At 40.6% G+C, this 21,506-nt stretch carries 23 protein-coding genes and 1 pseudogene; 19 read left to right on the forward strand and 5 right to left on the reverse strand.

Features of this window, described 5'->3' with window-relative positions:
* Positions 1 to 349: 349 nt before the first annotated feature.
* Positions 350 to 2,278: a family 43 glycosylhydrolase gene (locus J2S78_RS01500; RefSeq protein WP_306895610.1), complete on the forward strand. Its 1,929-nt coding sequence runs from the start codon at positions 350 to 352 to the stop codon at positions 2,276 to 2,278.
* Positions 2,279 to 2,620: 342 nt separating this feature from the next.
* Positions 2,621 to 2,755 carry a hypothetical protein gene (locus J2S78_RS01505; RefSeq protein WP_306895612.1) on the forward strand — a complete coding sequence of 45 codons (135 nt, stop codon included), beginning with the start codon at positions 2,621 to 2,623 and terminating at the stop codon, positions 2,753 to 2,755.
* Positions 2,756 to 2,783: 28 nt separating this feature from the next.
* Here J2S78_RS01505 and J2S78_RS17055 read toward each other — a convergent pair.
* Together J2S78_RS17055 and J2S78_RS01510 are read right to left on the reverse strand one after the other, a co-directional pair.
* Positions 2,784 to 2,941: pseudogene (locus tag J2S78_RS17055) on the reverse strand (hypothetical protein); the annotation flags it as partial.
* A 101-nt stretch (positions 2,942 to 3,042) separates the two neighbouring features.
* Positions 3,043 to 3,189 (reverse strand): hypothetical protein, encoded by a 147-nt coding sequence (locus J2S78_RS01510; RefSeq protein WP_306895614.1) that lies wholly within the window; start codon positions 3,187 to 3,189, stop codon positions 3,043 to 3,045.
* A 160-nt stretch (positions 3,190 to 3,349) separates the two neighbouring features.
* On the opposite strand from J2S78_RS01510, the gene J2S78_RS01515 reads away from it, so the two are divergent.
* Genes J2S78_RS01515 through J2S78_RS01535 form a run of 5 tightly spaced genes read left to right on the forward strand, consistent with a single transcriptional unit; the run spans position 3,350 to position 5,164 of the window.
* The gene (locus J2S78_RS01515) at positions 3,350 to 3,496 is read left to right on the forward strand and encodes a hypothetical protein (RefSeq protein WP_306895615.1); all 147 of its coding nucleotides are present in this window, start codon (positions 3,350 to 3,352) and stop codon (positions 3,494 to 3,496) included.
* Positions 3,460 to 3,813, forward strand: coding sequence for a hypothetical protein (locus tag J2S78_RS01520; protein WP_306895618.1), 354 nt, complete (start codon positions 3,460 to 3,462; stop codon positions 3,811 to 3,813). Before J2S78_RS01515 ends, J2S78_RS01520 begins: the two co-directional genes overlap by 37 nt.
* A complete protein-coding gene (locus J2S78_RS01525; protein WP_306895620.1) occupies positions 3,810 to 4,106 on the forward strand; it encodes a helix-turn-helix domain-containing protein in 297 nt (98 codons plus the stop codon). The genes J2S78_RS01520 and J2S78_RS01525 overlap by 4 nt, the downstream gene beginning before the upstream one ends.
* A gap of 38 nt (positions 4,107 to 4,144) precedes the next feature.
* Positions 4,145 to 4,288, forward strand: coding sequence for a restriction endonuclease (locus tag J2S78_RS01530; protein WP_306896971.1), 144 nt, complete (start codon positions 4,145 to 4,147; stop codon positions 4,286 to 4,288).
* A 12-nt stretch (positions 4,289 to 4,300) separates the two neighbouring features.
* On the forward strand, positions 4,301 to 5,164 hold the full coding sequence (locus J2S78_RS01535; RefSeq protein WP_306895622.1) for a nuclease-related domain-containing protein: 864 nt from the start codon (positions 4,301 to 4,303) through the stop codon (positions 5,162 to 5,164).
* A 78-nt stretch (positions 5,165 to 5,242) separates the two neighbouring features.
* On the opposite strand, the gene J2S78_RS01540 is transcribed toward J2S78_RS01535, so the two are convergent.
* Positions 5,243 to 5,758, reverse strand: coding sequence for an AAA family ATPase (locus J2S78_RS01540; protein ID WP_306896972.1), 516 nt, complete (start codon positions 5,756 to 5,758; stop codon positions 5,243 to 5,245).
* A gap of 160 nt (positions 5,759 to 5,918) precedes the next feature.
* Between J2S78_RS01540 and J2S78_RS01545 the strand changes: the two genes are divergently transcribed.
* The 5 genes from J2S78_RS01545 (at position 5,919) to J2S78_RS01565 (ending at position 12,088) form a co-directional block, all read left to right on the forward strand.
* On the forward strand, positions 5,919 to 6,815 hold the full coding sequence (locus J2S78_RS01545; RefSeq protein ID WP_306895624.1) for an Rpn family recombination-promoting nuclease/putative transposase: 897 nt from the start codon (positions 5,919 to 5,921) through the stop codon (positions 6,813 to 6,815).
* Positions 6,816 to 7,612: 797 nt separating this feature from the next.
* Positions 7,613 to 8,347 carry an HAD family hydrolase gene (locus J2S78_RS01550; RefSeq protein WP_306895626.1) on the forward strand — a complete coding sequence of 245 codons (735 nt, stop codon included), beginning with the start codon at positions 7,613 to 7,615 and terminating at the stop codon, positions 8,345 to 8,347.
* 16 nt (positions 8,348 to 8,363) lie between these two features.
* Positions 8,364 to 9,332 (forward strand): ABC transporter substrate-binding protein, encoded by a 969-nt coding sequence (locus J2S78_RS01555; RefSeq protein ID WP_306895628.1) that lies wholly within the window; start codon positions 8,364 to 8,366, stop codon positions 9,330 to 9,332.
* 23 nt (positions 9,333 to 9,355) lie between these two features.
* Positions 9,356 to 11,017, forward strand: coding sequence for an ABC transporter permease (locus tag J2S78_RS01560; protein ID WP_306895630.1), 1,662 nt, complete (start codon positions 9,356 to 9,358; stop codon positions 11,015 to 11,017).
* A gap of 12 nt (positions 11,018 to 11,029) precedes the next feature.
* Positions 11,030 to 12,088 (forward strand): ABC transporter ATP-binding protein, encoded by a 1,059-nt coding sequence (locus J2S78_RS01565; RefSeq protein WP_306895631.1) that lies wholly within the window; start codon positions 11,030 to 11,032, stop codon positions 12,086 to 12,088.
* Between the two features lie 105 nt (positions 12,089 to 12,193).
* Here the strand turns inward: J2S78_RS01565 and J2S78_RS01570 are convergent, their stop codons facing one another.
* Positions 12,194 to 14,398, reverse strand: a complete 2,205-nt coding sequence (locus J2S78_RS01570) for a YcdB/YcdC domain-containing protein (RefSeq protein ID WP_306895633.1) — start codon at positions 14,396 to 14,398, stop codon at positions 12,194 to 12,196.
* Positions 14,399 to 14,674: 276 nt separating this feature from the next.
* Between J2S78_RS01570 and J2S78_RS01575 the strand changes: the two genes are divergently transcribed.
* Positions 14,675 to 15,442, forward strand: coding sequence for a GntR family transcriptional regulator (locus tag J2S78_RS01575; RefSeq protein WP_306895635.1), 768 nt, complete (start codon positions 14,675 to 14,677; stop codon positions 15,440 to 15,442).
* A 74-nt stretch (positions 15,443 to 15,516) separates the two neighbouring features.
* Positions 15,517 to 16,278: an SDR family oxidoreductase gene (locus J2S78_RS01580; RefSeq protein WP_306895638.1), complete on the forward strand. Its 762-nt coding sequence runs from the start codon at positions 15,517 to 15,519 to the stop codon at positions 16,276 to 16,278.
* Positions 16,279 to 16,406: 128 nt separating this feature from the next.
* On the opposite strand, the gene J2S78_RS01585 is transcribed toward J2S78_RS01580, so the two are convergent.
* Positions 16,407 to 16,919: a sigma-70 family RNA polymerase sigma factor gene (locus J2S78_RS01585; RefSeq protein WP_306895640.1), complete on the reverse strand. Its 513-nt coding sequence runs from the start codon at positions 16,917 to 16,919 to the stop codon at positions 16,407 to 16,409.
* A 312-nt stretch (positions 16,920 to 17,231) separates the two neighbouring features.
* Here J2S78_RS01585 and J2S78_RS01590 point away from each other — a divergent pair, with 312 nt between their 5' ends.
* The 5 genes from J2S78_RS01590 (at position 17,232) to J2S78_RS01610 (ending at position 21,400) form a co-directional block, all read left to right on the forward strand.
* Positions 17,232 to 18,263, forward strand: a complete 1,032-nt coding sequence (locus tag J2S78_RS01590) for a hypothetical protein (RefSeq protein WP_306895642.1) — start codon at positions 17,232 to 17,234, stop codon at positions 18,261 to 18,263.
* A gap of 103 nt (positions 18,264 to 18,366) precedes the next feature.
* Positions 18,367 to 19,182 carry a helix-turn-helix domain-containing protein gene (locus J2S78_RS01595; RefSeq protein WP_306895644.1) on the forward strand — a complete coding sequence of 272 codons (816 nt, stop codon included), beginning with the start codon at positions 18,367 to 18,369 and terminating at the stop codon, positions 19,180 to 19,182.
* 348 nt (positions 19,183 to 19,530) lie between these two features.
* Entirely contained in the window at positions 19,531 to 19,707 is a 177-nt protein-coding gene (locus tag J2S78_RS01600; RefSeq protein ID WP_306895645.1) for a hypothetical protein, read from the forward strand.
* Positions 19,708 to 19,894: 187 nt separating this feature from the next.
* Positions 19,895 to 20,650: an AAA family ATPase gene (locus J2S78_RS01605; protein ID WP_306895646.1), complete on the forward strand. Its 756-nt coding sequence runs from the start codon at positions 19,895 to 19,897 to the stop codon at positions 20,648 to 20,650.
* A gap of 126 nt (positions 20,651 to 20,776) precedes the next feature.
* On the forward strand, positions 20,777 to 21,400 hold the full coding sequence (locus J2S78_RS01610; RefSeq protein WP_306895647.1) for a protein kinase family protein: 624 nt from the start codon (positions 20,777 to 20,779) through the stop codon (positions 21,398 to 21,400).
* Positions 21,401 to 21,506: the final 106 nt, after the last annotated feature.

The following is a 21,506-nucleotide window of genomic DNA, read 5'->3' on the forward strand; positions in this document are numbered from 1 at the left end:
AGGGGAGCATTTTTATGACACAATAATTAAGGAGCCTGACCCCTGCTACGGTGAAGTGTTAAAGAAGTATTCAGGAATGTAGTCTACGCGAAGCGCGACGTGTTGGTGTAGTCCCTTTAGAAAAAGTAAAAACAATCGATATGCAAAAAGTCCCATGGCTGATGTTATGTTATTGAAAAAAATATTGAAAGTATTGTAAAAACTATTTAAAATTTTCTAATAGAATAGTATAATGTCAATAGAGTATGAAATGGACAGATTGCTGTATGTGGTAAAAGTTCGTTTGAAAGCCCTTACAAACAGGGTGTAAGACGAGCTTTTCTCAAGTTTAGGAGGAGGAATTGGAAAAATGAAAAAACTAGGAATAACTGTATTCGCTGCGGTATTATTGTGGAGTTTACCGGCTGCAGTGGGGGCGAATAATCACTCGGATCAAGTACCTGATCATGTTGCGGAAAAAGTGCCGGCACAAGCTGGTTTTTCAGATACGGATGATGATTATTGGGCGAGTGAATCTATAGGGAAGATGCAAACGAAAGATATTTTTCAAGGATATGACGATGGTACATTCCGTCCAGGTAACCACGTAACGCGCATGCAGACAATTATTACTGCGGTCCGGTTACTAGGATTAGAAGAAGAGGCACAAGAAAAGGATGTTGAAGCCTCGGTTTCCTTAGATGATGATAACTATTTTAAAAATGGACGAAATGAATGGGCGAAAGGATACGTTCTCGTTGCTTTAGAACAAGGATTACTCGATACGAATGAAACAACATTGGATGCGAACGAGCCAGCGAAACGTGTCTGGGTCGCAAGTACATTAGTGCGTGCATTAGGATTGGAAGAAGAAGCGTTAGAAGCAATGACAGAAACGCCTGACTTTAAGGATGCGAATGCCATTCCTGATGGAGCGGTAGGTTATGCTAACATTGCGGATGAATATGATATCATCGGCGGAACAAAAGATGACTTGTTTCAACCTAATAAACCGATCACAAGGGCACAGATGGCGACTGTCTTGGATCGAACTTATGACATTTGGTTAGAAGAAGAAGCTCAGACTGTTCAAGGTGAACTGGTGAATCATGATGAAGAAGAACGTCTTCTTACGTTGAACTCAGAAGAAGGGGAAACGGATTATTCATACGGAGAAGATTTCTCTGTGTCTTTTGAAGGTAGCTATATTGGACCAGACCAATTAGAAGAAGGCGATATTCTATCACTACAGCTTATCGATAATGAAATAGAAGGTGCTAGTGTTAGTACCGAAGAAACAGAGGAGAGCGTTTCAGGAACAAAGCTTAATATGACAGGGGATGTGGGAGAGTTTAATCCTTCGGAAGATATTGATGATCCAACCCATGATCCAGCCTTGATTGAACATGATGGGACGTACTATGTATTTTCTACTGGTATTTCACGCAGTGAAGAAGATCCAGGTGGGATTTATGTTCGAAAATCTGAAGAAAATCCCGGCGGCGAATGGGAATCGATGGGGGAAATAGAAGTTCCTGATTGGGTGATGAACTATGACTGGTTAGAAAGTGAAGGAACCCCGACTCACCTTTGGGCACCTGCTGTCACAGAAAAAGATGGCACGGTTTACTTGTATTACGCGGCTTCTCAATTTGGTACAAATCAATCTGCTATCGGGGTAGCCAGTACAGATGATCCAAGTAGTTTAGAAAGCTGGGAGGATCATGGCCCAGTCGTTGAGTCGGAGGAAGGTGATGACTATAATGCCATTGATGGTTCCCCTGTATATGCTGATGGTCAATGGTGGTTAACTTTTGGCTCCTATTGGGAAGGCGTCAAGTTACAGGCACTCAATGATAATATGACAGAAGTAGAAGGCGAGATGCATTGGCTGCAAGATCGTAATTATGAAGTCAACGCCGTAGAAGCACCAAATATTGTAGAACGGGACGGTTTCTACTATCTCTTTACGTCATGGGATACGTGTTGTGCAGGAACAGATAGCACGTACAAAATTGCAGTAGGACGTTCAGATTCCATTACTGGACCTTACGTAGATAGGGACGGGACCCCCCTTAAAGGAGAGGGCGATATTCAAAACGGTGGAACGATTATTTTAGACACCGAAGATAACCAAATCGGTCCTGGCGGGCAAGATGTCTATCACGATGAAAATAGCGATACGTACTATTTGGCACACCACTACTATGATGGGAACGACGATGGTACGCCCCGTCTTCAAATCCGTGAACTAGCATGGACCGAGGACGGCTGGCCTGTAGCAAGAGAATATGATTAAGACTAACGACCCTTCTCCCCCTCTCAAGGTTAATCTTGAGGGGGTGGGGAAGTCGGTACCTGACCCCCGGTGTGGTACAGTGCTATAGGGATGCACCCTGGTATAAATAAGAGAAGCTGCCGTCACGGGCAGCTTCCTTTTTGGTCATAGAAGATCTATATGTAAGTGTCGAAGTTTTTTTATGGCGGATTTGCGCCAGGATGTTGTATTTCTTTGCAATTTCTGTAATGCCGCGGCCGTATATGTTGTATTGTGTATTCTACCATCCAATCCTGTTATCGAGGTAAGGGGAAATACTTTTGACTTCTTGGCACATGGAATGGCTTTCTGTGGCGGTTGGGCATGAAAGATATTGAACTTGCATATACTGGATTCCGTGTCGTGTGGCGCAGTTTTCCTTTCTTCAAGGGAAGTGCGATTTTAACGATTAAAGTGGAAATTTTTAGAAAAATGAGACAGGGAATCTATTCATTGTAAAATTTTAGTGATAGAGTTTTAGTAAGCATCATTGCAGAAGGTTATGATTTGGTGATTCTATCAGAAGAAGACTTCTTAGCACTAGGATGATGTTGCCATTAGATTTAATTACATTTTTATACCATTCAAAGCTTTTTTCTTTATTCTTTTTCCAGTTCCGTTTCCTTCATTATCTTTATCAATATAACCATTTTTGTGTCTTGATTCATTATAACTTGATATATGAATTCGTTTACTTTTGTTAAATGTATTATATAGTCAAATATGTTTATCAAGATTGCATACTATCACTTACTCCAAACTTTGCTTAGTTGTTTAATACCTTGTTCAATCTCCTCTTCAGTCATACCGCCAAATCCTAGCAGTACATTTGGGTGTCTATTTTGACTTTCATCATACCAATATCGTGAAGTAGGATAGACCTTAGTATCCACATAGTTATTTTTCTTTCCTGAATTACCTGAAAAATCTCTGTCGTGTGAGATGTTGTTTTTTCTCCAAAAAAGTCACAATTATTCAATAAATATTGATTGGATCATGATAGCATAAATGCTATCATGATGGTAATAATATAATATCGAAAAGGATAATTAAATGTCTGAGTCAAAAAAATTTAAAGTAGTATATAAAGGAAACGTAGAAGCGTTTGAAGAACAAATTTTAAATAATTCTTATCAAGAAGTAAGGATAGGTAAGCCGGGATTATGGTGTCAGAATATGCTCGACAACTTACTATCATAAGTATCAACCCTTACCCGGGGATAACTTCTAAAGAAAAAGCAACAGATGATGAAACACCGCCTTCTATAAAGAAAATAGATAAGAATACGTTGTATAGTAACTTCTTTAGGTGGGGGATAAATGGTGGTAGAACAGGGAATCATCGTATCATTTATGCTATGCATAACTTTCACAAGGTTATTCTGCTTTACCATTTTGATAAACGTTACAACGGATTAATAAAACGTAATGATTTAATACCAGCTGAGTGGAGTTATGAAGATTACTGCATGGATGATCCCAATCTTTATGAAGGGAAAAGGAGATATAAAATATGAGTGATTTTTTTAAAAGATATTCCGACATCCGGGGTGTTGACTACGTGGAAAGCCTTCAACTAGAGGGGCGAATAGCTGCGCAAATCAAGACGAAACGACAAAAATTAAACATGACTCAGCAAGAGTTGGCTGATTTAGCTGGTATTCCTAAATCTACAATCGGTAGAATAGAAGCGGGGTCAACTAGCCCCAAAGTAGAGACATTACTAAAAATATCTAAAGCAATAGAAACGCCATTTATTATTGATGGAACATTAGATAATGGTAACAATAATTTATATGTACAAACGTGAGAAATCAGTGTCCGCGCGGCAGTTTTTCTGGCTGGTACGTGCCTGCTTCCCCGGTATGGATTATCACCACGAGTCACTTCACGAAGTCTGCAATAGAGGCAGCAGAACGTTTAAACATACGCCTTATGAATGGAGCTTATGTTCGCGATATGCTTCATCATTGGAAGAAGAAAACAGGATAGGGAGGTCCTTTTATGTTATCATTTTTGAAAAAATTGTTTGGAGATAAAGAGAAAGAAAAACAGTCCAAAAATCAGCCTCCTTCAAAAGGGAATAATCAAAAATCTACGAAGACTAGTAACCAGAAATCTGTGAGAAAGGGTGAGCTGGGAGAGTTCAAGATTAATATTCAACTAGATCAGCTCCCGAAAGAATACAAGTACCTAAGTGATGTTATGATTGAAAATCCAAAATCTCGAACAGGATACTCGCAAATTGATCATGTTATTATTACTCCCTATGCCCTCGTTGTTATAGAGACAAAGAACTATGTTGGAGTGATTAAAGGCAAGAAGCAGGAAAAGAAATGGAATGTAAATAATAGGTTCCAAATGATGAATCCATTCTTGCAGAACTATGGTCATTTGGAAGCGGTGAAATCAACCTTGGATCTAAATAAAGATAAGAAATTAATTTCTATGGTTTCCTTTACAAGACGTTGTACGTTTAAGGTAGATTTAGAGCTAAGGGATATTAAATCAGACCAGCTAATTGTTTATGATACGGAGCTATCAGAATTCATACATAGAAAGATGAATGTAGAAAAACTATATAACGAAGCGCCTTTATATAATCAAGAGGATATTCAGATTATATATAACCAGTTAAAACAAGCCAATATTGAAGACCCCTTATTACGAAAAAAACATATCGAGTTAATGAAAAACGGGAAAGAAAGTACCGCGGCACAAGATTCAAAGGAACAAGCTACTTGTTATGTTTGCCAGAAATCTATCTCAGAAAAAGTAAAAGCCTATTGTTTAGCAAACCCAAAGAAGTTCGAAGGAAAAACGTATTGTTACGAGCATCAAAAGAATGTAGAAAAGGTGAAAAGCTGATTCTTGGAGGTGGAAATGAACAAATTAGAACTGCGATACAAATGTTCCAATCCATAAGAAACAAGCATATAAAACGTCTCAGTCCACTAATATAAAGTCATAGCCTGGTTTTCGATTTAACTGGTTCAATGAGCAAGTTGATGTCTCTACGTCGAAAGTGGTGCCGCCATAACGCCCTGTTAAATATCCGATTTCGAAGTTTTCATCGTTTCTAATCTTTAACTCTGACAGTGAATACAGTACAGATTCCATCGTTTCTTCTTTTTTTTCTGTGATCCATATTTGGTCACGACGAAACAGATTTTTATGTTGCAGACTTGTATTATGAGTCGTGAACAGCAATTGGCTGTTCGCTGTATTTATGGAAGAATCGTGAAATTGCTCCACTATATAGTGAAGTAGATGAGGATGCAGGCTGATTTCAAGCTCATCAATGCAAAGAACGCGATTATTTTTTAGAGCTTCCATTATGATAATAATCATACGAATGAAATTACGAGTCCCTTTGGATTCCTCTCCCCAGCTGAACCATTGGTGACTATACGTTGGGATAGAATGAGCAAAAGAGATTTTTAGACGGAAAAGCTGTCTAATATCGTCTGGCTACTTCTGGTGATACTGTTTCCATCGTATATATCTTGGATAAAATGGTTGAATTTATAATCACATTCGTATATGATGAGTTTATGAAACGAACTAATGTTCCCCTTTTGGTTCAGTAAGAATAAATACTTTATAGAATGGGGATTCTTCCATGGCGATTGATCATGACCGCTTGTTCAAGGAGCTTCTCACGCACTATTTTGAGGAGTTTATGAAACTCTTTTTCCCGGAAGTCCACCAATCCATTGATTTTAACGACTTCCACTTTTTGTCCGAAGAATTATTTACCGACATTGTTGAAGGTGAGAAATATAGGGTAGATGTTCTGGCCGAGACCAAGTTAAAAGGGGAAGACGCATTTATCATTGTTCACGTTGAACCACAAAGCTACGAACAAAGGTATTTTCAGGAACGTATGTTTATCTACTTTAGTCGTTTATATGAAACCCACCGCTGTAAAATCCTTCCGATAGCTATTTTCAGCTACGATAAGATTCGCGATGAACCAGACACCTTCGAAATACACTTTCCATTTGCCGATATCCTTTCCTTTCATTTTTTAAAATTAGAATTGAAAAAACAGAACTGGCGAAGCTTTATCCGTACCGAGAACCCTGTTGCTGCTGCATTGCTTTCGAAGATGGGGTATACTGAAGACGAACGCGTTGAAGTGAAAAAAGAATTTTTGCGTATGATAGTACGGATGAATATAGATGCCGCGCGTCAAACCTTATTGACGAGATTTTTTGAAACGTATTTGCCGCTTTCCGTGAAAGAAGAGAATCAATTGATAGAAGAGGTGGAGCAAATGGATAAAAAGGAAGGAGAGCAGATCATGGAAGTGATGGTGTCCTATGAACGCCGGGGGTTAGAAAAAGGGAAGGAACAAGGCAGAGAACAAGGAATCATACAAGGAAAAGATCAAGGAAAAAGAGAAGAAAAACGGAATATTGCGATCAACATGCTACAAAAAGGGATAGAAACGAATGTCATTGTGGATGTCACAGGATTAACGTTAGAAGAGGTTAAATCCCTAGGACAGGATTGATTTCATTTCCAGACTTATGGGGACGGGCGATTTCTCATCATTCGTTTCCTTATAAAATTTTACTTCTTTCACAACGAGGTTAACGATTGGGAGGAAGCTAGCAAGACTAGTGTGCCTCTTCCTTTCTGAAATTCATAGTGTATGTTCTAACCATTAAGATGAAACGAAATGTCATTTCTTTAGGTATCCCTTGGATGAATCCATCCAGTAAAGCATATGAAGGAGGGATGCCTAAGGTGATTAAAGGTGTCTTTACCGCCATATATTATCAGAATATTCAATCTTTTATACCTTATGTGTCCTGCAAAAAAGACGAATTTCTGCAGGATGTTTTTTACATGGTTATGCCTAATTGACAGAGTTTTTGATGGCGAATTTGCGCCAGTTTTTAACGGTAGTGGGGCGACGTTGTATTTGGTTGAGATTTCTGAACGAGACATGGCAGTTGACGATCAGGGCGGAACCTTCTGTGAAGCATAAATGGACTTAAGTGTATGGGTGTCCTTGTCGTGGGCGGTGGGGTTCTTTTTTTAAAAAATCTCAAGGTGCTAGAAAAGGTGTAGGTTTATCAAAGGGTTTTTATTCCAGCACGGATTATATCGTTATGATGAATATATATGAGATATCGGAATATATACCGGGAATGTTTCGAACGATGTACTATTTTGCTGAAATACCGTGTCGTTCCGGTGTTGAGGGCGTTTTACTTTTTTGTAACATTGCATTAATATTTAATTTGTTAAATAATTATTAAATTAATATAACATTCTTAATTAATTGAATGAAAGGAGGTTTGTATGAGTTCTGCTTTATCTATTCATGAGTCTTCCTGGGATATTGATGCCATTTTATTTGATAAGGACGGAACGATTGTAGATTTTCCTTCTCTTTGGGTCAATTGGCTCAAAGGTGTTCTTGCTGATGTTTCTAGTGGGGAAACGTTGAGGAGCACAGAGCGTGCGCTTGGTATTTCAATTCAGGATGGTGTGGTTGATCCCAATGGGCCGCTTGCGATTGGAAGTGTGATTGACGTAAAAACGGTGCTTGCTGGTTGTCTTTATGAAGCAGGCTGGAGTTGGGATGTTGCTAAGCAGAGGGTGAATAAAAGCATCGAAGAGATAGAGGTAAAGGAACACTATATGGAGGATCTCCAATTGCTTCCTGGTCTGAAGGGTTTTCTCCACCGGCTTGAGCGTAAAAATATAAAGAAAGCCGTAGTAACTGCAGATGAAACGGCTGTTGCTGAGAAACACTTAAAAGCACTAGGCATTCGTTCTTATTTCGAAGCTGTGATTGGCTCAGACCAAGTAGAAAAAAGTAAGCCTTATCCGGATATGTTACATAGGGCTTGTCACTCACTTGATGTTGAGCCATCCCGGTGTCTGATGCTGGGGGATACGAATTCTGACATGAGAACGGGACGAGCGGCAGGAACGAAAGCAAGTATCGGGTTGGTGAGCTATACCACACATAAAGATCATTTGATAGATGCAGATGAAATAATTAATCATTATGATGATATTCAGTTTTAAAAAAGGGGTTTTTATTGTGAAAAAATGGATAGTTGCAGTAGGAAGTTTATTCGTATTAAGTGCGTGTGGCGGGGGGGATGACACCGTTACGATGTACACACACAACGATGAAGAAGAGATGCAGGAATTTGTTGCCGGCGTGGAAGAAGAAACCGACGTGAATGTTGATCTTCTTCGTATGTCGAGTGAAGAAGCTTGGAGCCGAATTGATTCAGAATATCCAGACGTTAACGCTGATATGATGTGGGGGATGCTTCATAGTTTTGCCCTCGTTGCAGAAGAGGAGGGCATGCTCGAGTCGTATGAATCGGAAACATGGGAAGATGTACCTGATGAATTTAAAGATCCGGATGGCCAGTGGTACGGTTGGTCGTATTGGTTTAACGCACTAGCTATTAATGAAGAAATATTAGAAGAAGAAGGTCTTGATAAACCAGAGTCTTGGGAAGATTTATTGGACCCTCAATATGAAGGGGAAATTGTACTCCCAGACCCGGGTACATCTGGGACAGCTTTCCTGTTTGTGTCATCGTTGATGCAGATTATGGGAGAAGAAGAAGCATGGGACTATCTTGAAGAACTGGATGAAAACGTCGGCCAGTATTCACAGTCTGGTTCACAGCCAGCTCAATTGGCAGCCCAAGGAGAGTATGCGATTGGCATTACATGGGATCAAGCCATCTTTGACCGGATGGACGAAGGATACCCAGTTGATATTGTCATTCCAGAAGAAGGCGTAGGTTATGACTTAGACGTTGCCTGGATTTTCAAAGACGCTGAGAATCAAGAAGCAGCAAAAAAAGTGATTGATTACATTGGTACCGATGAAGGGATGGAGCTTGCAGCCGAATCTCGTTCGATGGTAACGAAACCTGGAGTAGAAGGTACGATTGATTTTGAACCTAACTTGATAGATTATGACGCTGTTTGGGCAGCTGAAAACCGTGAACGCATCATGCAAGAATGGCAAAAAAAGTTTGACTAAGAACGTAACGGAGGACGACATTGATGAATGAGGTAAGTACAGAACAAACGTCGGTTTTCTATAAGAGAAAAACGAAAGTCGAGAAGGGATATTTGGCGGCTGCCTGGGGTATTGCCGTCCTTCTCTTTGTTTTTATTTTGGCGCCGGTACTTGCTGTATTTGTGCAGAGTTTTGGAATAGGAAATGGAGGTTTTACGCTTGAGAACTACAAGCGTTTTTTTTCCAATTCATCCTATTTTCAGGCTTTATTTAATAGCATGGCAGCTGGAGTTATTTCAACTCTTGTCATATTAATGATAGCTATTCCTTTTGCGTTATATGTGACGCGTTCGAAAACAATGCTTTCTACCGTTTATCGAGGTATTGGGCTTTTGCCGCTTGTGGCACCGCCGTTTATTTTTTCTTTGGCTTTGATTATTTTATTCGGTCGAAGAGGTGTCGTGTCTCAGTGGATTGCTGATTTCACTGGCTTAGAAGTAAGTATATATGGTTTCTGGGGCGTAGTTATTGCACAAATTCTAGGGTATTTTCCAGTGGCGTATATGATGATTGAGAGTTCAATGCGGAATATGAATCCAAGCTTAGAGCAGGCATCACAGGATTTAGGTGCAGGACAAGGCCGGACGATTCGAAAAGTGACACTGCCTCTCGCTGGAACGGCGATTTTAAAAGCCGGACTGATTGTGTTTGTTATGGCACTTGCTGACTTTTCTAACCCTCTTGTTATCGGAGGCGGCGAAAACTTTCTCGCTTCAGACGCCTTTTTACTTGTGACGGGTCAGCAAAATCTTGAAATGGCTGCTGTTTTAGGTGTTTTTTTAATTTTGCCAAGCTTGGCTGTGTTTTTATTTCAGACCTATCTTTTGAAAGATCACGAGGTTGCTACAACGACGGGGGGAGAAAACAATCCACTTCATCCGAAAGTGAAAGCGACGATGTTTGGAATCAGCACCCTCATGGCTTTTTTCATCATTGTCATGTTTGTAATGGTTGTATTGAGTGCATTCGTCCAAATTATTGGAATTAATAATGAATTTACGCTTGAGCACTTCTCGGACACTTCCGGTTGGGATTTTCTAAGAAACAGTGTCATTGTGTCCTTCTTTGCAGCGCTCTTAGCAGCTGGACTTGGGATTCTACAAGGGTATATGACGGCGCGTAAAAATATTCCTATGAAAAAACTGATGGAATTCACAGCGCTCTTTGGACTCGCAATCCCTGGTACTGTTATGGGTATTGGTTATGTATTAATATTCAATGGCCCACCTTTCTTTTTGACGGGAACGATCTTTTTACTCGTGATGAATATGGCGTTTCGTAAAATCGGAGTGGGGCTTGAGTCCGGTATCAGCCAAATGCAGCAGTTGGACGTATCACTAGAAGAGGCCTCTGCAGATCTTGGTTCTGGTCCTTATCAAACGTTCAGACGAGTGGTTGCACCGCTGTTGACCCCTGCTTTTATGGCCGGTTTCGTTTATACTTTTATGACCGCGATGGTGTCTGTCAGCTCGGTTATTTTCTTAATCGCACCGGGAATGAACTTGGCCGCGCCGTATATTTTAAACTTAGCCGACCAAGCAGCTGTTGGACGGGCTTCTGCGATGTCCTTTATTTTAATTGTTATCGTGCTTGCCTGTATGGGGATTTTAAAAGTAATTGAAAAACGCAGTGGATCGAATGTTTAGGAGGAAATAGGTATGAGTGAGCAACCAATTTTGCAACTTAAAAAAATAGAAAAGTCATTTGGAGAGACGACGGTTCTTCGAAACATAACGCTCGATGTTCAGGAAGGGGAACTCGTTACCTTTATTGGACCGAGTGGCAGTGGAAAGACGACGTTGCTTCGAGTGGTGGGTGGTTTTCACCAACAGACAGGCGGAACGGTTTTACTCGGGGGACAAACGATTGATGTTCTGCCTCCGGAAAAACGCTCAACGGGCATGGTCTTTCAAAACTATGCGCTGTTTCCCCACATGACTGTATATGAAAATGTGGAATACGGATTGAAAATTCAGACCGTTGGGAAAGTGGAAAGAAATCAACGTATTAAAGATGCGTTGCAACAAGTCCAGCTCGACGGATATGAAAACCGTAAGCCAAGTGAGCTGAGTGGGGGGCAGCAACAGCGTGTAGCGATTGCGCGTTGTCTGGTTCTAAAGCCCAAAGTCCTTCTCCTGGATGAACCTCTTTCTAATCTCGATGCGAATTTGCGTGTAGTGATGCGTGATGAGATTAGACGTTTAAAAGAAGAGTTAAACCTCACAATTGTTTTTGTTACACACGATCAAGAGGAAGCATTGAGTATATCGGATCGGATTCTTGTTCTAAAAGACGGGATTGTGCAGCAATTAGAAACGCCTTCTATCGTTTACCAACGTCCGGCGAATGAATTTGTCGCTAAATTCGTCGGACATGCCAATCTATTAGAAGGTACATTCACGGTAGAAGGCGAGGAAACATATTTTCAAACGAAAGGGAATGGGTTGCGCTTTCCTGTTGAAGTAGAAGGACCGGTATCTGAAAGTGGAACAATTCTCTTACGACCTGAAATGATGAACCGGGATTCGGCTAGTCCTTACCAAGGAACGGTAGATAAAACGGTATATCACGGCAATTATGTCAGGTATTATTTTTCAATGGACGGAGAATCTTTGTTCTTAGATGATAATAATCCTTTCCACACCAATCTTCTACAAAAAGGTGATCAAATTAATGTCGCCTTTCCTAGACGTCTCCATGTTTTGCCAAATTGTTAAGGTGCCTGACCCCCGGTACGGTGAAGCGTTAAAGAAGAAGTTGTGTTATCCTGCTAATACTTAAAAAAGCTGTCTCTGGATTTTTCCAGAGACAGCTTTTGCATATTAGTTAGCTTGTTTTTCAGCTAGGCGGAAGCAGGTTACCGCTAAATGAGCCAAGGTCACTTCATCATCCGGGTTGAAGTGGTTGTCGCTTCCCTGCAGGATATCCTTGGCATAGGCAAGGCCTACATACCCAGCATGTTCCTCCGTAATATCGTCCGCATCCTCAAACGGAAGGCCATAAATGTCTGCGTGTTTTGCCGCTTCTTCCAATTCCATCGATCGGACAATCCAAACGGCCAGCTCTTCACGGGTCAGCGTGTCGTTGACCGGGAAAGTGTCTTCTTCTGCATCAATAATGCCTGAACGGACCGCACGCTCTACTACCTGAAAAGAGGGATGATCCGATTGGATATTTTCAAAAGTTGCCGTTTGGTCTTCTGTTGGATTGCTCGGATAGAAACTTTCCATCGATTTCATCAGCATTTCCAGAGCGGTGCCTTTGGACACGGCTTCATTTGGTTTCAGCTCTTCTCCCTCATCCACGGAGAGAATGCCGGATTGAACCATATAATTAATTTCGTCTGCTGCCCAATGATCGGTAATGACCTCTTCGGCGGACGAATCACTAGACTGCGGTTCCACCCAGTCTCCGTCGGCCGCGTCATAATAAAGACCGTTCGCATGATATGCAGGCTGATAGACGAGATGGTACGTATCTGTAGTATCCCCCGATTGGTCGTGGGAAACATAAGACAAGTCTACGTCCAGGTCATTCTTATAGTCTTCCAAGGCTTTTTCTTTGTCTACTGCACTTTCAGGTTCGGGCCAGTTCTCAATCTCTCCCTGACGCATGTTGCTAAACGAAACGAGTTCCCCGTCTTCCGCAGAAATTCCAATGTTCAGTGCTCTCCCTTGTACGGGCAGGCCGTTTTTCACCTGTGGAAAAGAAAAGTTGTAAACGCCACGATTGTTAAGGTTAGCGATCCCACCATTAATAGGATACGCGTACTCGTGAATGGAGGAACCACCGTAGGTTTCTGCAGCTTCCACTGCAGCTTTCAACGCTTCTTCTTCGCTTAAGTTTACCTCCTGCGATTGCTGATCATAATCGATGTTTCGGAACTGAACAATATCACCGGTGTCTTTTTCAATATCAAAACTAGTACCGGTCCCGGAATTGCCGCGATGTATCATAAATTGAACAGAAAAGACCTCTGTTCCGTTTCTTTCTGTCTCTTCGATAGATTCAATATTTAATTCAGCATCATCCGAAACGGTTATTAAATCCTTTGCCATTTCTTCCGCATCCTCGCGGGATACAGGATCTGCCTCTGTTTCTACAGGTTCTTCGCGGAGCCGTTTAATCTCATTCTCTTCCGGCAGCTCTGAAACAAAGGAGTTATTCACGTCCCAATCTCCAGTTTTTGCTTGAATGCCCTGGAATCCGGGAGATGGGGCATAGACAAGGCTGACATTTTCTTCGTCCGATTCAAAATCATGCTGGACGTTATACTGTAGACGAAGGTCCAGGCTGTCTGCAATAGATGCTTTTGCTTCCTCTTTTTCCACGACATCTTCCGGCTCTTCGTAGGAAGCGGACTCTTCTTGATATGTAGTATTTCTATAGCTGGATATTTCCCCGTTTCCTAATACCGTTACTTGGATATTCTGGTTTTGTACCGGGATGTCATTTTCCATACGTTGAAAGTAGAGGTCATATTCTACAGGCTCCGTCAGCGTTTGATTGCCTACGGACACATTCGGACGCTGTTGGTCACTTAATTCATATTCCCCGGAAGCGGTATTCTCTATAAATTCCTTAGCAGAGGCCTCTGCTTCTTCTTGTGTCACGTCAGCCGGGTACAGGGCATCCTGAACATTTTTAGGCTGATAGTCAAAATACTGCAGTTCCAGCTCTTCCCCGACAAACTGAACACTTCCACGAACTGGTTCTCCATCTGCTGTTTCTTTCTGGAAACTTAAGTGATGCTGAATGATGTCATCATCACTCCCGACTCCGCGGAAATGATTCATGTGGAAGTCGCTTTCCTCCAGAAAATCAAACCCAGAAGGAAATAGTTCATAGAAACGATCAATCAAATCTTCTTTTGTAAAATTGACGTCTGCAGCGCTTATTTCCACTACCTGCTTTTCCCCCGTCTCGGCTTGTTCTGTAACTGCTTCTTCTGCGGACACATCACTAGCAGAGAAACTTATTGCTAAGGCCGTAGACAATGAAACTATTCCTATTCTCCTAGAATTCATCTAATTCCCTCCCATATTATTAAATCTATACCTATGGTACCAGAGTTTTCCATTATCGTCACGGGGGTCTGACCCCCAACACGGTGAAGCGTTAAAGAAAAAGTCTACGGGAAGCACGACCGTTCCGCCCCTTGCCATCTCTTGCTGCTGTATTTGGTAGGACGGTGTGAGGCGAGGACATTCTGCGCGCGTTTCGCTCGGAGTAACGGGATGAATTTCCGCTCACACCTTTGCAAGTTTCGGGATATTTTTTTGACACATAAGGAAACCAGCGGTATGATTTGTGTAGGAATTTTCTTTATTTTCGAAACAACTTGTCGACAAGTATACCGGATTGTTGGTGCAGGTATTTTTTTAGAAATTAGATATGAAGGTGTTTATATGATGAAACTCTCTCGACAATATCATGATTCTCTTGGACGTCAGATTTCCTTTGAATTGCGGCTGAACATTATTAGCGGTGATATTCCTCCTGGAGAAAGGCTTTCTGAAAATCAAATCTCCGACCAATTCGGCACGAGCCGGTCTCCGGTGAGAGAAGCCCTGAAAACCTTGGCTCAGGAAGGATTGATTCGTTTAGAACGAATGGGTGCCGTGGTCATAGGCCTGAACGCTACAGAGGTGGAAGAACTGTATGAAGTGAGGAATCTGATTGAGTCGTTTGCCTTAAAAAGGCTCGTCTCCATGGACACGACGCATTTAGTGAAGCAACTGGAAATCACTCTCGACAAAATGCAGGTAGCGCATCGTTATGGAAATGATGAAGAATTTGCGTATCTTGACTATGCGTTTCATGAATCTATTATTTTAAGCATTCATCACAACAGAATTCAATATGTGTGGGACGGCATGAAGCACATTATCTTTGCGGTATTACTAATCACAACGGCAAAGCGGTTCGAGAGGAAGGAAGATATGACCGGAATGATTGCAAAACATCAGGAAATCGTCCACAGCATTCAATCCGGGGAAAAAGAACAAGTGGAAACAACGTTAAACGAGCACTATGAAGACACGTACCGTTCCATTCAATCCCTTTTGTAAAACGATGGTGGTTTGGTTAAAGTTGTCGACAAGAACACAAGTATGAAACGGAGCGAAAGAGAGGAGTCCAATAAATGACAGCCAGTTTATTTGATTTAACGGGGAAAACAGCAGCTATCAGTGGAGCTTCAAGGGGGATCGGCTATGCGATGGCCGTGGCATTAGCGGAAGCAGGTGCGGATGTGGCGTTGCTGCAGCGTAATCCAGAACAAATGGATGTCAAAGAAGACATAGTAAAACGGGGCGTCCGGTGCGAAGTTATTCCGTGCGACTTGGAACATAAAACACAGGTCAAAGAGGCCATTCCTAAGGTGGTTACGGCTTTTGGGAAAATCGATATTCTGGTCAATAACGCAGGCATCCAGCGCCGTTCACCAGCTGTCGATTTTTCGGAAGAGGATTGGGACGAGGTCATCGATATTAATCTAAAAACCGTCTGGATGTTGTCCCAGCAAGCCGGACGGTATATGGTAGAGCAGAAATCCGGAAAAATTATCAATATGGGATCCCTCCTTTCCTATCAAGGCGGATTAACGGTTCCGGCTTATGCTGCAGCCAAAGGAGGTGTGGCACAAGTAACGAAAGCGTTGGCCAACGAATGGGCGAAAGAAAATGTGAATGTGAATGCGATTGTCCCCGGTTATATCGCAACCGATATGAACACGGCCCTCATTAATGATGAAGCACGGAATAGACAGATCCTTGAAAGAATTCCGGCGGATCGATGGGGAGACCCGGAAGACTTCAAAGGAGCCGTTGTCTTTTTAGCATCCCAGGCGTCTAACTATGTGAATGGCCACTTATTATCTGTAGATGGCGGTTGGATGGGGAGGTAAACATCCCAGCGGATCCACTGTCTCCAAACGACTGAAATCCTAGGAGACGTTACGAACGAAAGAAGGTTAAACGTCTTGGTCTTCTACATGGCAATGCCCTGCAAAGGAAACCTATGCAGGGCATTGTTTTATAGGGTATCGGAGCAGATTCCTAACTGACGAAGTTTTTTGAGAGCGGACTTGCGCCATGATTTCACGGTGGTAACAGAGACGTTATATTTCTTTGAGATTTCTGTAATGCCTCGGCCGTTTACGCTGTATTCTAACACCCATTCTTGTTCTCGTTTGCTGAGGTGTTTGAGATAAGGGGTAATGCTGTCGATTTCCTGTTGCACCGTTAAGGTCTCCGGCGCAGGTGGTTCGTGGTGGTCCTCGAAAGAATGGAGTTGGTTTCGTTCGTCATAGGTGGCTTCCTTGTTCAAATGAGCCAACATCTCTCCTTTTACACACATATAGGCATATGAGGAGAACGCCCCTTTATCGGCTTCGTATTTTTCATAGGCTTTCCACAACGCAATGAATCCGACCTGTATAAATTCTTCTTTATTTTTATAAATGCGTAAACGTTTCATCATACCTGTTACAAGTGGTGTGAAATCTGCTGCTATTTCTTCAAATGGTGTACCTAATTGTTTATTCATTTTTCATTTCCTATCGACTGGCGCGCCGTCTTGGTTTTCCATGGTAGCTTTATCATAATAGGGAGAAGAAAAAGATGCACAAGCACAAAATGGCGCTACCGCCGCATCTGTAACTTAAATAGTAGCGTCTATAGTTGAAGTACGAAGACCAGAAGGCACGTTTTGACACTTTTTGATCTTCTTTGACATCGTTGTTGATGCATCCGCTAAAAATGTCTAAAAGAAAGATAAGATAATCCATTTTGTAAAAGGATTATTTTTTTTAAAATTTAATTGATAATGATTTTCAATTTCAAAAAGGAGGGGTTACTTTTGACTCAGAGTTATTATTTTTATCAAAAGGTTTTATTTTTTGCTCTTGTTGGTATTATTCTTCTATTTCTTTCTCAACCAGGGGAAATAACTGCTGCGGAACAAGATGTAGGTGAGGAAGAAGAAACAGACATTATAAATGTGGTTCCTTTAAGTGAGGATGGGCGCTTGTTGGAAGTTACATTCAATTCACCGGTACAAGCGTTAGACAGATTTCAAGTGAAGATTTTTAATGAAAAGTCTAATCAAAGACATGGTGTACAAGAGGTAGAGATGCAGGATAGTGGTAATAAAGCAATTCTTACTCTTTATCGATCAGCCGAATTAGAACGTCTGGAAGATTACGTTATGAAGATGACGATTGATCAAGAAGAGACTACTTATTCTATCCATCGAACTCAATTTATTGAAGAAGGAAAAATTACGAGTTTAGATGCTGAAGATATTAGAGAACGAAGAATTACGATAGAGGAAGAGGAAGAAGGGGACAAGACGATAAACGTTCCAGAGACAATAGATGTTGACCTTATTTCTATTTTTAATAAGGAGATGATGGTGGAATTTAATGGAGAAGATGAAATGGTTGCATACGAAACCATGTCGGAAGAGGAAAAAGTGAAAAGAAAAAATGCATTTGTAGGGCAATATGATTTAGATGATCGTATTTTCATTCATAGCATAGATAATGGTATAGCTTCAGGGATGAATCAAGAAGTGGTGCTTGAAGAATTCGTACTCGTCAAAGACCATGAAAGGATTCAGCCGGAAGATGTTCAAGCTGGGGATATGCTTTTCTTTAATGATGAGGAGGAAGTGGCAGAGGTTTACAACGATACTGTTGAGGGAGAAGTGGAGAGAGTTTTTAAACGATCCATAGATGTGAACGGAGAAAATTATGAATATGATGGTTATTTTGTAGATAGTAAAGGTGATGTAGAAGCCTTTGATCAGGACATTGCAGAAAATCTTAAAGGAGACGTCACTTTATATTTCGATACGGATAATAACATTGAAGTCGTGTCTTTCCGTTGATTCTGGTTATAATTGACACTGATAATCATTATCGATTATAATGTAATAATAGACGGAAACGCTGTAGAAGGTCAATGTTGTGAAGGCGGGGGACAAACATAACATGACTACAACGCATACTATATACGATATCGGAAAAATTAATGTACAAACGGTTTATCAGCAATGGAATCCTTATGTCAAAATGAATGCATGTGAATCCATGATGGTCTATGTCATGGATGGATATGGTGAATGGAAGGGCGAATCACGGAGAAGGTCGGTTAAAAAAGGAGACGTTTTCGCTCTTTCTTCCCAAAGCAAAGAACAAGAGGTTTTGACAGCTCGCGTTCCGCTGGAGATATTCACGGTTATGTTTACTTGCGCTCGTGCTTTTCGTGTGAACGATTGCTGGTATATAGAGCAAGTGGAAAAAGATGTTCTACAAAATAACGGGATGAAGGTTTCTCATGCCTTGACGGGCTACTACTTGGAGCAATTATATAAGACCTGGAAGAGAAACCAAAAACAAACCGTTCAGAAACATTTCAAAAAGGTGATGGAAACAGTAGTTAAAGCCAATGTTTCAACTATCATGGAGACAGAAGATGACATTGCTGCGATTAAAAATTATATAGACGAGCATTATGATGAAGCCATACCCATTCATAAGCTAGTCCAGTTTTCGGGAATGAACACGTCCCTGTTCTATAGAAAATTCAAACATTACACAGGCTTCACCCCACTTCAATATATTACGAATACAAAAATAACAGAAGCGAAAAAATTACTCGCTTCGACTTCGATGAAAATAGCCGATGTTGCCCATGAAGTTGGGTATGAGGACAGTTATTATTTTAGCCGCATGTTTAAACGAACCGTTGGCGTTTCCCCTCAACAGTATATAAGAGGAAAAGCCCCCGAAACGTTAAATTATTAAAAGAAAGCGTAGTCGTTCTTCTAGACTGCGCTTTTTTTACGTTTGGCAGGCAGAAGGTGCTAGCTGATTTTTCCTTACTAGACAATAATTGATCCATATGTTGGATAATTCATTGCGAGGATTACGAGTATTTGAAATGATTGGTATGAAGTAATTAGGAAAAGTTATTGAAATGTTTTTCAAGACTATTATTTTGTACATGGGGATATTTATGAACTCACTGTATTTTATTGGTCCATTGGTAGTGACTTTCATTTTGCATAAGTTTTTTCCGTTTTGTATAGAGACGTTGAGAAGGTCGATAAAGGTTTTGTACTAAATTATCATAAATTAACTTATAGAAGAAGGATGATACGCGGACTGTGGGGAATTCCATATGCATCCCTATTATATCTTGTTATATATTGGCTTGGAGATTTAACTTTAAATGAATATCAAATCATTGCAATTATTTTCTATTCTCTTGTCTTACTAGACATCGTTTATAATTATATAAAATGGAAAAAGGATGAAAAAGAAATCTAACGAATGGATTGGGCGCTTTTTGCATATTGAACATTGTAAATAGATTGGCAAAGTAGAAACTGTTAATACAAAAGTGCTCAAGGTATAATAAACTTAATATTTTTATACAACACCGGTTTCAAAGAGTTAATCTTCCGTTATTAATTGTTTTCCTCTATTAAAAAATTGGAAGAGGTAGGGTTGTGAAGTGATATTAAATAAAGATACTCAGTATATCAAACGTCTCAATTTAAAATCAGAAAATATACTTTCATATGAGTCTTTTCCTTTTCATTTACCCGTGATCAAGAATTTTACGGAGCTATTTTTTCATCCTAATGTGACTTATATTGTCGGAGAGAACGGTATGGGGAAATCCACGTTGCTAGAAGGTATTGCCATCAAGTTTGGATTCACCCCTGAGGGAGGCACTCTGAATTTTAATTTTTCTAATTATGATTCTCATTCCATCTTAAATCAATATTTACGTTTGTCTAAAGGTGTTTATAAGGCAAAAGATAACTTTTTCTTTAGAGCTGAGACTTTCTACAATTTAGCTACAAATATTGAGGAATTAGATCAAGCTTCATCTTCTGGACCTAAGATTATAGACTCATTTGGTGGGGAATCATTGCATAAACAATCTCATGGAGAATCTTTTTTTGCAGCATTTACCAATCGTTTTCAAGGGAATGGTTTATACATTTTAGATGAACCAGAAGCAGCCTTATCCCCATTAAGACAAATGTCTATGCTCTCTCGAATCCATGAACTTGTTAATGAAGGTTCCCAGTTTATTATATCTACTCATTCCCCAATAATTATGGCTTATCCTAACTCCAAAATTATTCAGCTTAGTGAAGAAGGAATGCACGAGACATCTTTAGAGAAAACAAATCACTTCCACATAATGAAGCAGTTTTTTGAAGACAAGGATCGGTTATTGCATCATTTATTTCAATAAGGCGGTTCGTTGTTCTTTACATTCAATGAAGTGTTTTAAAAAAAGATACTGCTATTGTGATATCGGCGGCAATCATCTATTCCGATTCTCTTTTGATGAATATTGTATTCAAAAGGGAGGTCGTCGATGAAAAAGTTGAACCGGTATAACATTAATCCTCATCCGATTGGTAAAGGTAGAAATGCGGTTGTTTATGTGGGACATGATCCGATGCACGATAGGCTGGTTGCTATTAAATCGATATCATCTAAGAAAAAAGCTAACATCGAGCGTAAGGTGATGAAACGTTGCGGGAACAGTCCTTATATTCCTGAAATGTATCATTTTTTTACAGAGAATGAGAAATACCATATTGTGATGGAATGTATTAAAGGGCTTACGTTAGACAAGTATAAGAAAACAAAGAAGATTAGTGAAACAGAAGCTGTGAGCATAGTCATCACTATTACGAAAGCTCTCGTGTCGATGCACAAGGTAGGAATGAAGCACAATGATATAACGTTGAGGAATATTATGCTGCACGGCACAAATGATTTGAAGATTATTGATTTTGGAAATGCTGTTCAAACCAATAGAACAAAACGGAAAGACCTGGATGGTGTCATTCAGATTTTTCTTCATTTACTAATGAATTCTCCTAGGATCGGTCATGGAAAAGTTAAAGCTATCATTAAAAAAGGAACCGCTCTCGATGAAAAACATGGGTATCAAACAGCCAGTGAGCTTCTAACGGACTTGGAATCTTTATGATGCAGGGAGGCGGTCAACGACTTTGAGGGGATGTCTCTCGTGCAACGGTGAGGTTTGCGGGATAGAGAAGACCCCCGCCATGTTAACCTTTAATGGGACAGGGGTC

The sequence above is a fragment of the Salibacterium salarium genome (assembly GCF_030813635.1).
Classification (GTDB): Bacteria; Bacillota; Bacilli; order Bacillales; family Marinococcaceae; genus Salibacterium; species Salibacterium salarium.